General features: G+C 49.7%; 12 protein-coding genes. 10 read left to right on the top strand and 2 right to left on the bottom strand.

Annotated elements, in window-relative coordinates; translation table 11 throughout:
* Window positions 1–135 precede the first annotated feature (135 nt).
* The 10 genes from bolA (at window position 136) to dinB (ending at window position 9,643) form a co-directional block, all read left to right on the top strand.
* The gene (gene bolA / locus PGW97_RS03775; protein ID WP_047883915.1) at window positions 136–450 is read left to right on the top strand and encodes a transcriptional regulator BolA; all 315 of its coding nucleotides are present in this window, start codon (window positions 136–138) and stop codon (window positions 448–450) included.
* 636 nt (window positions 451–1,086) lie between these two features.
* Complete coding sequence (locus PGW97_RS03780; protein WP_047883993.1) at window positions 1,087–2,427, top strand: Na(+)-translocating NADH-quinone reductase subunit A; 1,341 nt, start codon at window positions 1,087–1,089, stop codon at window positions 2,425–2,427.
* Between the two features lie 3 nt (window positions 2,428–2,430).
* Complete coding sequence (locus PGW97_RS03785; protein ID WP_047883914.1) at window positions 2,431–3,675, top strand: NADH:ubiquinone reductase (Na(+)-transporting) subunit B; 1,245 nt, start codon at window positions 2,431–2,433, stop codon at window positions 3,673–3,675.
* Complete coding sequence (locus PGW97_RS03790; protein WP_047883913.1) at window positions 3,665–4,459, top strand: Na(+)-translocating NADH-quinone reductase subunit C; 795 nt, start codon at window positions 3,665–3,667, stop codon at window positions 4,457–4,459. Before PGW97_RS03785 ends, PGW97_RS03790 begins: the two co-directional genes overlap by 11 nt.
* A complete protein-coding gene (locus PGW97_RS03795; RefSeq protein WP_047883912.1) occupies window positions 4,452–5,084 on the top strand; it encodes an NADH:ubiquinone reductase (Na(+)-transporting) subunit D in 633 nt (210 codons plus the stop codon). Before PGW97_RS03790 ends, PGW97_RS03795 begins: the two co-directional genes overlap by 8 nt.
* A 7-nt stretch (window positions 5,085–5,091) precedes the next feature.
* The gene (gene nqrE, locus PGW97_RS03800; RefSeq protein WP_047883911.1) at window positions 5,092–5,688 is read left to right on the top strand and encodes an NADH:ubiquinone reductase (Na(+)-transporting) subunit E; all 597 of its coding nucleotides are present in this window, start codon (window positions 5,092–5,094) and stop codon (window positions 5,686–5,688) included.
* 22 nt (window positions 5,689–5,710) lie between these two features.
* Window positions 5,711–6,934, top strand: a complete 1,224-nt coding sequence (gene nqrF, locus PGW97_RS03805; protein WP_047883910.1) for an NADH:ubiquinone reductase (Na(+)-transporting) subunit F — start codon at window positions 5,711–5,713, stop codon at window positions 6,932–6,934.
* A gap of 140 nt (window positions 6,935–7,074) precedes the next feature.
* Window positions 7,075–8,097 carry an FAD:protein FMN transferase gene (locus tag PGW97_RS03810; protein ID WP_273858802.1) on the top strand — a complete coding sequence of 341 codons (1,023 nt, stop codon included), beginning with the start codon at window positions 7,075–7,077 and terminating at the stop codon, window positions 8,095–8,097.
* A gap of 9 nt (window positions 8,098–8,106) precedes the next feature.
* Window positions 8,107–8,328: a (Na+)-NQR maturation NqrM gene (gene nqrM, locus PGW97_RS03815; protein ID WP_047883908.1), complete on the top strand. Its 222-nt coding sequence runs from the start codon at window positions 8,107–8,109 to the stop codon at window positions 8,326–8,328.
* Between the two features lie 223 nt (window positions 8,329–8,551).
* Complete coding sequence (dinB, locus tag PGW97_RS03820; protein ID WP_273858803.1) at window positions 8,552–9,643, top strand: DNA polymerase IV; 1,092 nt, start codon at window positions 8,552–8,554, stop codon at window positions 9,641–9,643.
* A 287-nt stretch (window positions 9,644–9,930) separates the two neighbouring features.
* On the opposite strand, the gene PGW97_RS03825 is transcribed toward dinB, so the two are convergent.
* Together PGW97_RS03825 and PGW97_RS03830 are read right to left on the bottom strand one after the other, a co-directional pair.
* The gene (locus PGW97_RS03825) at window positions 9,931–11,391 is read right to left on the bottom strand and encodes an aminoacyl-histidine dipeptidase (RefSeq protein ID WP_273858804.1); all 1,461 of its coding nucleotides are present in this window, start codon (window positions 11,389–11,391) and stop codon (window positions 9,931–9,933) included.
* A 132-nt stretch (window positions 11,392–11,523) separates the two neighbouring features.
* Window positions 11,524–13,167 (bottom strand): methyl-accepting chemotaxis protein, encoded by a 1,644-nt coding sequence (locus PGW97_RS03830; RefSeq protein ID WP_273858805.1) that lies wholly within the window; start codon window positions 13,165–13,167, stop codon window positions 11,524–11,526.
* Window positions 13,168–13,925: the final 758 nt, after the last annotated feature.

Genomic DNA, 13,925 nt, shown 5'->3' on the forward strand with positions numbered 1-13,925 from the left:
TACGGTATGTTTACGCACAAACCGGTATTCTCGCAAAACCTGCCGGTACTGCAAACCAATTTTATGATTCAAGAATTCAGGCCAACCGCTCTGTCAGGATGGCAATGCCGTTGATGCCACAGGAGAGGGTAAGAGATGATTAAGGAACGGATTGAAGAGAAGCTGCATAACGCTTTTTCCCCGCTTCACCTGGAAGTGGTCAACGAAAGCTACATGCACAATGTGCCCGCAGGTTCGGAAAGCCACTTTAAAGTGGTTGTGGTCAGCGAACAGTTTGAAGGGATGCGCCTGATTGGCCGTCACCGCGCCATTAACAGCACGCTGGCAGATGAGCTGGCCAATGATATTCACGCGCTGGCGATTCACACGTACACCCAGAGTGAATGGCAAAATCTGTTCGATGGGGCGCCTGCATCGCCGGCTTGCCGAGGCGGTTCCAAACTCGGCTAATATTCAAAAAGTCATTAAATTCATATCTGTTTGATATAGAATGGCTTATCTGTTTAAAACGAAAAAACCGCCGTCAGCGGTTTTTTTTTGAGCTGATTTTTAGAGGTTAGCGGCATTAATTGTCGTTCAATATGCATACAATCTCGTAAATTGCTTGCCCGAGCAGACTGGTAACACAAAAGGGTAGGTAAATGTGATGCATGATGTTAGCAGAAGCTGCAGTTATTAACATTTCGACAAGTTTGAAACAACTCGGGAAGCGGCATATTTCCCGTCTGTTGAAAGTGTTTTGAATTTGTTGTTGGTTTATTAACTGGCTGATGCGGGTGAAAAAATCATGATAAATTTTAGGGTTTCTCACTTTTGTGCGTCAGCTCAAATTAATCGTCAAATAACCATATTGCGTTTAAAGAGTTAGCCGATTTTCAGTCCGATTAGCGAGGTTTGGCATAGTAAATTCTACTGATTTAATGCTAAAATCCCGGCCTTGAAATTACTCGCGACAAAAAGTGTGACGAGTAAGTAAATAGGATGTTGCGGCGCTGGCGGAGGATAGAGCCAGCATCGGACGAAGGAAAGTCGTGTCTAATTGCGCAATGAAAAGTTTTTTTTCCCGTTAATGTAGTGCAAGTGCGTATGATTACAATAAAGAAGGGTCTGGATATCCCAATTTCAGGGACTCCTACCCAGGCGATAAATGATGGCAAGGCCATCTCTCGTGTCGCCTTGCTTGGCGAAGAATATGTTGGTATGCGTCCTACAATGCATATCCGCGTAGGGGATGTAGTGAAGAAAGGCCAGGTTCTTTTTGAGGACAAAAAGAATCTTGGTGTTAAATTCACTGCACCAGCCAGCGGCAAGGTTGCAGAAATCAATCGTGGTGCAAAGCGTGTTCTACAGTCTGTTGTTATTGACGTAGAAGGCGACGAGCAAGTTACGTTCAACAGCTACGAAGCAGGTCAACTGGCTCAGCTAGAGCGTTCAGTTGTTGTTGAGCAGCTGGTTGAGTCTGGTATGTGGACAGCGCTGCGTACGCGTCCATTCAGCAAGATCCCTGCGATCGACGCTGAAACTCAGGCGATCTTCGTAACTGCCATCGATACTAACCCTCTAGCGGCTAATCCAGAAGTCATTATCAACGAACAAAGCGATGCGTTCGTAGCTGGTCTGACTGTGCTGTCTCGTCTGACGAGCGGTAAAGTACTGGTTTGTAAATCTGGTGCCAGCCTTCCTCGTGCTAAAGAAGCCAATGTTGAAGAACACGTGTTCAACGGTCCGCACCCTGCTGGCCTGGTGGGTACGCATATTCACATGCTTTTTGGCGCTGACATGCAAAACATGGCATGGCACATCAACTACCAGGACGTTATCGCATTCGGTAACCTGTTCCTGACTGGTGAGCTATTTACTGACCGCGTTGTATCGCTGGCAGGCCCTGTTGTGAACTCTCCACGTCTGGTTCGTACTCAGCTGGGTGCTTCTATCGAGCAACTGACTGACTCTGAGCTGATGCCTGGTGAAGTTCGTGTGCTGTCTGGCTCTGTGCTGAACGGTCTGCACGCAGCTGGCCCTCACGCGTACCTGGGTCGTTACCACCTGCAGGTTTCTGCACTTCGCGAAGGTCGTGAAAAAGAACTATTTGGCTGGATTGTTCCGGGCAAAAACAAATTCTCTGTCACTCGCGCTTTCCTGAGTCAGTTCTTCCCTGGTCAGCTGTTCAACATGACCACCTCAACCAACGGTTCTGAGCGTTCTATGGTGCCAATCGGCAACTACGAGCGTGTAATGCCGCTTGATATTGAGCCGACACTGCTTCTGCGTGACCTGTGTGCAGGTGACTCGGATAGTGCTCAGCAGCTGGGTGCACTGGAACTGGATGAAGAAGATCTGGCACTGTGTACTTTTGTATGCCCAGGTAAGTATGAGTTCGGCCCACTGTTGCGTGAGTGCCTGAACAAGATTGAGAAGGAAGGGTAATTCATGAGCCTCAAGAATTTCCTCGAGCAAATTGAACACCACTTTGAGCCGGGTGGTAAGCACGAGAAGTGGTTTGCACTGTACGAAGCAGTTGCCACACTTTTGTATACGCCTGGCCAAGTGACACGCACCAGTGCGCACGTACGTGACAGCATTGACCTGAAGCGTATCATGATCATGGTGTGGTTTGCGGTATTCCCAGCCATGTTCTGGGGTATGTACAACGTGGGTGATCAGGCAATTGTTGCCCTGAACCACATGTACGCCGGTGAGCAACTGGCAGCTATCGTGGCAGGTGACTGGCACTACTGGCTGACTCAGATGCTGGGCGGTACGATGTCTGCAGACGCGGGTTGGGGTAGCAAAATGCTACTGGGTGCAACCTACTTCCTGCCTATCTACGCAACAGTATTCCTGGTAGGTGGCTTCTGGGAAGTCCTGTTCTGTATGATCCGCAAGCACGAAGTTAACGAAGGTTTCTTTGTTACTTCTATCCTGTTTGCTCTGATCGTCCCACCAACACTGCCTCTGTGGCAAGCGGCACTGGGTATTACCTTCGGTGTTGTTGTTGCTAAAGAAATCTTTGGTGGTACTGGTCGTAACTTCCTGAACCCTGCTCTGGCAGGTCGTGCATTCCTGTTCTTCGCATACCCAGCTCAGATCTCTGGTGATCTGGTGTGGACTGCGGCAGACGGCTTCTCTGGTGCAACGGCGCTGAGCCAGTGGGCACAAGGCGGTCAGGCTGGCGTGATCAACACAGTAACTGGCGAAGCGATCAGCTGGATGGATGCATTCATCGGTCGTATCCCTGGTTCAATCGGTGAAGTTTCAACGTTGTTCATCATTCTTGGTGGTTCAATGATCGTGTTCATGGGCATTGCTTCATGGCGCATCATTGCCGGTACCATGATTGGTATGATCGCGACGGCGACGCTATTCAACATCATCGGTTCTGACACTAACGCAATGTTCAGCATGCCATGGCACTGGCACCTGGTTCTGGGTGGTTTTGCATTCGGTATGATGTTCATGGCCACTGACCCAGTGTCTGCTGCCTTTACTAACAAAGGTAAGTGGTGGTACGGCGCACTGATCGGTGTAATGGCTGTTTTGGTTCGTGTGGTAAACCCTGCGTACCCAGAGGGCATGATGCTGGCAATTCTGTTTGCTAACCTATTCGCTCCTCTATTTGACAACCTAGTAGTTCAGGGCAACATCAAGCGGAGACTAGCTCGTCATGTCAAGTAATAACGATAGCATTAAAAAAACGCTCATTGTTGTTATCGCGCTGAGCCTGGTGTGCTCTATCGTGGTATCAGCAGCTGCGGTTGCTCTGCGTCCTATGCAGCAAAAAAATGCTGTTCTTGACGTTCAGCGCAACATCCTGTCTGTTGCCGGTCTTCTGCAAGATGGCACAAACATTAGCGAAGCATACCAGCAGTTCATCGAACCTAAGCTGGTTAACCTGGAAACTGGTGAGTTTGTTGCTCAGTCTGAAGACGGTGTTTCTCCAGCAGACTACAAACAGCGTGATGCAGCGAAAGATCCTGCGCAGTCAATTCGTCTGGGTGCAGACGATGACAAAGCGAAGATCATTCGTCGCGCAAACATCGCGAAAATCTACCTGGTGAAAGATGCGAACGACGGCATCAGCAAAGTGATCCTGCCTGTTCATGGTAACGGTCTGTGGTCAATGATGTACGCGTTTATCGCTGTTGAAACTGACGGTAATACTATTGCCGGTATCACTTACTATGAACAGGGTGAAACTCCTGGACTGGGTGGTGAGGTTGAGAACCCGAATTGGCGTGATCAGTTCGTTGGCAAGAAATTGTTTGACGACAAATTAAACCCTGCTATCCGCATCGTAAAAGGCGGCGCTCCTGAAGGTAGCGAGCACGGTGTCGATGCGCTGTCCGGTGCAACACTGACCAGTAATGGTGTGCAGCACACATTCGATTTTTGGTTGGGTAACATGGGCTTCGGTCCGTTCCTGGCGAAGATTCGTGAGGGAGGCCTGAACAATGGCTGATACTAAAGAAATGAAAAAGGTTCTGTTTGGGCCGTTTATTGATAACAACCCAATCGCTCTGCAGATCCTTGGTGTTTGTTCTGCCCTGGCAGTAACCACCAAACTGGAAACAGCGTTCGTAATGACGCTGGCAGTAACGTTTGTTACCGCGTTTTCTAACTTTTTCGTATCGCTGATCCGTAACCACATTCCTAACAGTGTGCGTATCATTGCTCAAATGGCAATCATCGCTTCTCTGGTAATCGTGGTAGACCAGATTCTGAAAGCATTTGTTTACGATATCTCTAAACAGCTTTCAGTATTCGTTGGTCTGATCATTACTAACTGTATTGTAATGGGTCGTGCAGAAGCATACGCGATGAAATCAGCACCTCTGCCATCTCTGCTGGATGGTATTGGTAACGGTCTGGGCTACGGCTTCGTACTGATTACTGTTGGTTTCTTCCGTGAACTGCTGGGTTCAGGCAAGCTGTTCGGTGTTCAGATTCTGCCTCTGATTTCAGAAGGTGGCTGGTACCAGCCTAACGGTATTATGCTACTGGCACCATCTGCTTTCTTCCTGATTGGTTTCCTGATCTGGACTATCCGTACCTTCCGTCCAGAACAAGTAGAAGCGAAGGAGTAAGGGGAACATGGAACATTATCTAAGCCTGCTGGTTCGTTCGATTTTCATCGAGAACATGGCGCTGTCATTCTTCTTGGGTATGTGTACCTTCCTGGCGGTATCCAAGAAAGTTAAGACCTCTTTCGGTCTGGGTGTTGCAGTAACGGTTGTACTGACCATTTCTGTACCGGTAAACAACCTTGTTTACAACCTGCTGCTGAAAGACGGTGCTCTGGTTCAAGGCGTTGATCTCAGCTTCCTGAACTTCATCACCTTTATCGGTGTTATCGCGGCATTGGTACAGATTCTGGAAATGATTCTGGACCGTTTCTTCCCGCCGCTATATAACGCGCTGGGTATCTTCCTGCCGCTGATCACCGTTAACTGTGCGATCTTCGGTGGTGTATCGTTCATGGTACAGCGTGATTATAACTTTGCTGAATCTGTGGTTTACGGCTTCGGTTCTGGTATCGGTTGGATGCTGGCAATCGTTGCGCTTGCGGGTATCCGCGAGAAGATGAAGTACTCTGATGTACCTGCTGGTCTGCGTGGCCTGGGCATCACCTTCATCTCTGTCGGCCTTATGGCGTTGGGCTTCATGTCCTTCTCCGGTGTTCAGCTGTAATCAGGATAAAAAGGAATAATTAATGGATATTATTCTTGGCGTAGTTATGTTCACCCTGATTATCCTGGCTCTGGTTCTAGTGATTCTGTTCGCTAAATCCAAGCTGGTACCATCAGGTGACATTACTATCTCAGTAAATGGCGACCCGGAAAAAGCGATTACAACCGCTGCGGGTGGCAAGCTGCTAGGTGTTCTAGCAGGTAACGGTATCTTCGTATCATCTGCTTGTGGTGGTGGTGGTTCATGTGGTCAGTGCCGCGTGAAAATCAAATCAGGTGGTGGTGACATTCTGCCAACTGAGCTTGACCACATCTCTAAAGGTGAAGCCCGTGAAGGTGAGCGTCTGGCCTGTCAGGTTAACGTGAAATCTGACATGGACATCGAGTTGCCAGAAGAAATCTTCGGCGTTAAGAAGTGGGAATGTACAGTTATCTCTAACGATAACAAAGCGACATTCATCAAAGAGCTTAAGCTGCAAATCCCGGATGGCGAGTCTGTACCTTTCCGTGCAGGTGGTTACATCCAGATTGAAGCGCCAGCTCACCACGTGAAATACGCAGACTACGATATTCCAGAAGAATACCGTGGCGACTGGGACAAATTTAATCTGTTCCGTTACGAGTCTAAAGTGGATGAGCCAATCATCCGTGCTTACTCGATGGCGAACTACCCAGAAGAGTTCGGCATTATCATGCTGAACGTGCGTATCGCAACGCCGCCGCCAAATAACCCAGATGTACCACCAGGTCAGATGTCATCTTACATCTGGTCACTGAAAGAAGGTGATAAGTGTACGATTTCTGGTCCATTCGGTGAGTTCTTTGCGAAAGATACTGACGCAGAGATGGTCTTCATCGGTGGTGGTGCGGGTATGGCGCCAATGCGTTCACATATCTTCGACCAGCTGAAGCGTCTGCACTCTACGCGTAAGATGTCTTTCTGGTACGGTGCCCGTTCTAAGCGTGAAATGTTCTACGTTGAAGATTTCGACATGCTGCAGTCTGAAAACGAAAACTTCGTATGGCACTGTGCACTGTCTGATCCTCAGCCTGAGGACAACTGGGATGGTTACACTGGCTTCATTCACAACGTGCTGTATGAACACTACCTGCGTGATCATGATGCACCAGAAGATTGTGAATACTACATGTGTGGTCCACCAATGATGAACGCTGCTGTAATCGGCATGCTAAAAGATCTTGGTGTTGAAGACGAAAACATCCTACTGGATGACTTCGGTGGCTAATTAGCCGCAACCCGGAAAAACTGGCTGACCCTGATGAAGGGTCAGCCTTTTTTCGTCATGCCCCCGGGTGATGACAATTTTTCTGTGGTTATTCTGTTGGTGTAAGTACCCGCTAACAGTGATTCTCTTTGGAGTTGTTGATGAAGATGTCCCTGAACAAAGCATTCTGGATGCTTGTGTTTGTATTTACCCTGTCGGCCTGTGGCGATCAGCGAGAGCTGGTTCAGTTTCAGGGCTCAACAATGGGAACTTATTACTCTATTAAGTTGATTAAGCAGGAAGGCTTACCGGCTGCAACGGACATGCAGGCTGAGATTGATCGTCGTCTGGAGCTGGTGAACGATCAGATGTCGACTTACCGTAAGCATTCCGAGCTCAGTCAATTTAACCAGTCGCGTTCTACTGAGCCGTTTACGGTTTCAGCAGACACGGCAAAAGTGGTTAAGGAAGCTATTCGGCTGTCTAAGCTGACTGATGGTGCGCTGGATGTAACTGTCGGGCCAATCGTTAACCTGTGGAGCTTCGGCCCGGAAGCGCGTCCGGAGAAAACCCCAACCGCGGATGAGCTAGAAACCCGTCGTGAGATTGTCGGCATTGAACACCTGAGTGTTGAAGGCAATGCCCTGCGAAAAGCAATCCCTGAGTTGTACGTTGACCTGTCTTCTATCGCTAAAGGGTTTGGCGTGGATGTGATTGCCGATTACTTTGATGATCTGAATATTGCTGATTACCTGGTTGAAGTGGGTGGTGAGCTGCGCCTGAAAGGTAAAAATCAGGAAGGTGTAGCATGGCGTATTGCTATCGAGAAACCGACTGAAGATGGCAGCCGCGCGATTCAGGAAGTGATTGAACCGGGTGATATGGCTGTGGCAACATCTGGGGATTACCGGAATTATTTTGAAGAGAACGGTGTCCGTTATTCTCATCTGATTGATCCGAATACAGGTCATCCGATTGATAACCACGTGGTATCGGTCACTGTGCTGGATGAGTCCTGCATGACGGCTGATGCCCTGGCTACGGCGTTTTCCGTGATGGGTGAGGAAAAAGCACTGGCGCTGGCGAACCAGGAAGGCCTGCCGGTTCTCCTGATTGTTAAAACCGAGCAGGGCTTCACGGAATTTGCTTCCGATGCATTTGCTCCCTACATGAAACAGAAGTAGAGAAATATCATGGCTATTTATCTGACAACGTTTGCGGTATTTCTGCTGGTGATCGCTGCTATGGCAGTGGGCTATATTTTCCAGCGTAAAACTGTCAGCGGCAGCTGCGGTGGTCTTGGCAGCATTGGCATTGAAAAAGAATGTGATTGCCCGGAGCCTTGTGACGCCCGTAAAAAGCGTGAAGCCCGTGCTGCGCGCCAGGCTGAGTGGAAGAAGAATCAGATTCTGTAATTCTGCTTGATGCTTTATCCCCAAACACCCCGGCCTGCGCCGGGGTGTTTGTTTTTCAGTACCAATAATCACTGTCAGATTTTAGCGCTGGTTTGTAAGAGGTAACTTTTTCGTGTTTCTCAGTCTCCGCTAACACTTCCTCCGCCTTGTTGTGGGGCTTCACACTCCGGCACGCTCTCACTATAATGGTTACTGTATATATGACCAGTTACTTTGAGACCTTATGTCACCTGTTGCCCCTATCACGCAGCTGCCGATTCAGCGCAAAATCATCCATGTGGATATGGATTGCTTTTTTGCGGCTGTTGAAATGCGTGATAACCCGGCGTTGCGTGATATTCCGATAGCGATCGGTGGCCGCTCTGAACAGCGCGGAGTGATCAGTACCTGTAATTATCTGGCCCGTAAATACGGTGTTCGCTCAGCGATGCCGACAGCACGGGCGTTTCAGTTATGTCCGCATTTGACCCTGGTTGCCGGGCGAATGGGGGTGTACAAAGAGGTATCACAGCAAATCCGGGCTATATTTCAGCGTTATACCGACAAGATTGAGCCTCTGTCATTGGATGAAGCTTATCTCGACGTGACCGACTGCTCCTTACTGCATGGCTCAGCCACTCTGATAGCGGAAGATATCCGCCGTGCTATCCGAGAAGAGTTGGGGCTGACCGCTTCAGCTGGCATTGCACCGGTGAAGTTTATTGCCAAGATAGCCTCTGACCTGAATAAACCGGATGGCCAGTTTGTGGTGACTCCGGACGCGGTACCAGCATTTGTGGCCGACTTGCCGCTGGAAAAAATTCCTGGGGTAGGGAAAGTGACCATTCAGCGGCTCCATGAGCGGGGGCTGTATCTAGGCCGTGATGTACAGCATTATGACCGTCATATGCTGTTGCAGCAGTTTGGTAAATTTGGTCAGTCATTGTGGTCTCGTGCGCATGGCATTGATGAGCGTGAAGTGGTGGTGGAGCGGGCGCGAAAATCCGTTGGCGTCGAGCGGACTTTTTCTCACAACATTCGCACTTACAACGAATGCTGGGAGGTGATCGAGCGGCTTTATCCTGAACTGGAAAACCGGCTGCGCCGGGTCAGACCTGACCTGACGATTGCCCGCCAGGGAGTCAAAGTGAAATTTGCTGATTTTCAGCAGACAACGGTTGAGCACACTCAGGGCCGACTTGATAAGACCCAGTTTACCGCGTTACTGAAAGAAGCCCTGACCCGCCAGAAGGACAGGGAGATCCGTTTGATTGGGATAAATGTCGGGCTGGAGCTGGGCACTAAAGCGCAGCAGCTGTCATTTGAAGGCTTTTGAATGAAGGCTAGAGTCGATCACGGGCTTCAATTCAGGATGGAGCACGGGAGACAGACATTGAATACCGATAGTCAGGGCGAGACTGAACGGATGAACGGAAAGCCGCAGTGATGCTGGCAATTGAGGGATACAGGAAAGTGTTATGTAAGCCGAAGTGCGTAAAAGAACGAAGAGAAGACGCGCAGTATTCGCTAAAAGAAAAGTACTAAAGGAAAAGCGCAAAAAGAAAAGCGAGTCACCCGGACTCGCTTTTTATGATGCACTCAGGCTGAAACCCTGATCCGGTATTACTGCTTAACCGGGATATTTTTCAGGATTGCCTGCATTTGATCCCAGAACAGGCCAACGGTTTCAATGTTCACTTTCTCATCCGGCGAATGCGGGAACTTGATCGTCGGGCCGAACGAAATCATATCCATTTCCGGATATGGCTTTTTGAACAGGCCACATTCCAGACCAGCATGGATAACCATGATGTTTGGTTTTTTACCGTAAATCGTTTCATAGGTGTCACGGAACAGGTGCATCACTTCTGAATCGGCATCTGGTTTCCAGCCCGGGTAAGCACCAGAGAATGTACACTCAGCACCAGCCAGTGCAGCAACTGCTGACAACATACCTTCCACGTTGCTGCGGCCAGAGTCGATCAGTGAGCGGATCAGGCACAGCACAGTGATCTTGTCCGCATCGGTGGTGATCACACCCACGTTCAGTGACGTCTCAACCACACCCTCGATGTCGTCGCTCATGCGAATCACACCGTTCGGGCACGCGTTCAGCAGGTTAGTGAAGCGTTGCTGGTCAGCTTCAACGATCACATCTGACGGCAGCTCAACAGCCTGAGTGAACAGGTTAATGCCCGTTTCAACGCGACCCAGTTCAGTAACCAGTAGTTCCTGGTAATGCGCGAACAGTGCATTCAGCTTATCGACATTGGCCGCAGGCAGGGTAACCACCGCGTTGGCTTCACGCGGAATGGCGTTACGCAGGCTGCCACCGTTTACGGCGTGCAGGCGCAGACCCAGCTCTTGCGCGTGGCCGAACAGGAAACGGCCCAGAATCTTGTTGGCATTGCCACGGCCGGTGTGAATGTCGCAGCCAGAGTGACCGCCTTTCAGGCCTTTTACCACCAGTTTGACTGCCTGATGATCCGCCGGTACCGCTTCACGGTTTACCGTTAGGGTCAGGGCGCCGTCAACACCGCCGGCACAGCCCATGTACACTTCGCCTTCCTGCTCTGAATCAGTATTCAGTAGAATCTCGCCTTCCAGCCAGCCTTTGTCCAGGCCGAAGGCTCCGGTCATACCGGCTTCTTCGTCGATTGTCAGCAGAACTTCCAGCGGGCCATGTTCAATGTCTTTCGAGGCCAGCACGGCCAGACACGCAGCCATGCCCATGCCGTTATCGGCACCCAGTGTGGTGCCTTTTGCAGTCACCCATTCGCCGTCGATGTAAGGCTGAATAGGATCAGTCAGGAAATCATGGTCTGTGTCTTCATTTTTCTGCGGCACCATATCAATGTGCGCTTGCAGAACCACACCCTTGCGGTTTTCCATTCCCGGTGTTGCCGGTTTTTTGATAAAGACGTTACCGACGCTATCACGGCGAACTTCCAGGCCTTCTCCTTCGGCAAATGTAATGATGTGTTGTGCCAGAGCTTCCTCATGCTTAGATGGGTGAGGAATCGAGCAGATTTGGTCAAAGAATTGCCACACAACTTGTGGCGATAGTTGACTGATTTCAGACACAGCAGTCTCCTTTATAAACTTTCAGTTTAGTGCGATTAAGTAGATGAAATCTGCTATATACACCTAAGTTATTAGCATAATTCACCATCGCAATTGACCTCAAGGATACCACTGCGCCTGATCCGGTTACAGCTAAATCTTGAAATGGCGAATGTGCCTTTCAAGACTGTGACCGCTGGCAAGTAATTGTTCACTGCTAGCAGCAATCTGGTCGCCTTGTTCAACAGTCTGGTGGCTGTGCTCTGTCAGGTGACTGAGGTTGATATTGATTTCTTCGGCTGCCAGCGTCTGCTGTCCACTGGCTTCGGCGATATGCTGGTTCAGCTCGCGAATACGGGTGATATGGCTGCCCACGACAGTCAGGGCATCTGCCACTTGCTCGGCATGACCTGCTGTACTGGCCGACTGCTCCCGCGTTTCCAGCAGGGCCGTGCTGACGCTGTGTGCTTTGGTCTGCAAGCTACCGATAATGGTTTCTATCTCATTGGTACTGGTTTGCGTTCGGGTGGCGAGGGTGCGTACTTCATCGGCTACCACGGCAAAACCACGACCTTGTTCACCGGCCCGGGCGGCTTCAATGGCCGCATTCAGTGCCAGCAGATTGGTTTGCTCTGCAATGCCGCGAATGACATCCAGCACCGACCCGATGGTTTCGGAATCCTGGGCCAGCGCCTGGGCGCTGCTGTTGGCCTCGTCCAGCAATGTCAGCAGGGCTCGCATCTCATCCGATGCGGTCGAGACCACTGCGATACTGTCTTCGCTTTGCTGGTGGGCTTCTGTCGCGGCATCAGCCGCCTGCAGGGCCGCTTGTGCCACATCCTGATTACTGGTGTGCAGTTCATTCATCGCGGCAGCGACGCTGTCAATACCACGGTGCGATGAGGCAGCACTCGTCGCAGTTTGTGAGGCAACACTGTTGAGCTGGGTGGCGGCCGCGGTGATCTGGGTACTGACCGGAGCCATGTCTCGCAGCATGCCCGATAATCGTTCAGCAAATGTATTGTAGGCGCGAGCAAGCTGGGCCAGCTCATCATTCCCCAGACTTGGCAGGCGTTGTGTCAGATCGCCGTCACCACCGGCGATATCTTCCATCGCGGCCACGGTTTCCTCACAGGGAGCTGTGATAGAACGTCCGATATACCAGGCAATGGCAAACATCAGACAGAGTGAGCCGGCCAGCATCCCGCCGAGCTGTTTCAGTTTAGCGAAGAACAGGGCCTGTACATCATCCACATAAATACCGGAGCCCACGATCCATCCCCAGGGAGTGAAACCTTTGACATAGGAGATTTTGGCAACCGGGACATCATGGCCGGGTTTCTCCCAATAGTAATCGACAAATCCCTGTCCCTGTTGGCGAACGACATTGACCATGTTGACAAAGAGGGGAGTACCGTTCGGATCATGGAAATCGGTCAGGCTTTTCCCATCCAGGGACGGTTTGAACGGGTGCATGATCATGGCTGGCGTCATGTCATTGAGCCAGAAATAGTCATTTTTTTCATACCGCAAAGCGGCGATGGCGGCTTTAGCCTGCTGCTGAGCGGCCGGACGGGAAAGTGCTCCCTGTTGTTCCTGCTGATAGAAATGTTCCACTACGCTGTATGCCGTTTCGACTAGATGCCGGGTCTGAAGACGTTTCTGACTCATAAAATCAGACTGATAGCTGGATACAAAGAGAATGAGTGGGGCAAGAGTCAGGAAGGTAATTGTGATACCCATGAGGTATAGACGCTTGCTAATGGAGAGTGCTCTGAGTTGTTGGAATCGTGCCATGGTTTTGCCTCTGTCCTTATTATAGTTATTGCATAATCACCAGTGTTAAGCATATGTTGCATGTTGTCAGAGGATCAAGAGGGCTCGGTTACACTTTGGTCTCAAGGGCGTTAAAGAAGGAATATTCCTTTTTGTAATAAAATTACAATACAAGCGTGATAGTCCCTATTGGTAATGAAAAATGTGACGAAGTTAAAGAAATTGCTTGAAAGTTTATTACGATGTGGGTATATTAGCCTCATCTTCAGAGAGAAGATAAACGACATAACAAGTTGCTCGAGGATGAGCCCGATAAATCGCCTCCAGGGAACCGAGATTAAGTGAAGCCAAGCAGGCCGAACACGATTGTTTATGTGTGTATTTGCTTAATAGTTAAAGGTGATAATAATGAAAGTTTTTGAATCTGTTACAAAATATTGGAACATGCGCTCTGTTTATACTGCTAACTTCCAGTACCCAAGCTCATTCGGCTACTAATTTCTGACTCTTGGCTCTCTGTTCTGAGTGACAGAGTGCGAAGTATCGAACTGTATTGTTCACCCCCTTAATTTGAGAATCTCTTAAAACTGCTCTTCGGTTTATAGTTACATTCTTAGCGCCACTTCTTTTTGGAGTGGCGTTTTTTTTTGCGTGTTTTTCCTGAATCCCTCTCCTAAATGTTGCCGGAATTTTGCCAGCCTGTGATGTATTCGATTACATCTCGATGTAAGGGCTAAATATGTGGCTCAATCTGCACAGATTATCGATTGCGTTTCCCG

This window comes from Photobacterium sp. GSS17, assembly GCF_028621875.1.
In the GTDB taxonomy this organism is placed as follows: Bacteria; Pseudomonadota; Gammaproteobacteria; order Enterobacterales; family Vibrionaceae; genus Photobacterium; species Photobacterium ganghwense.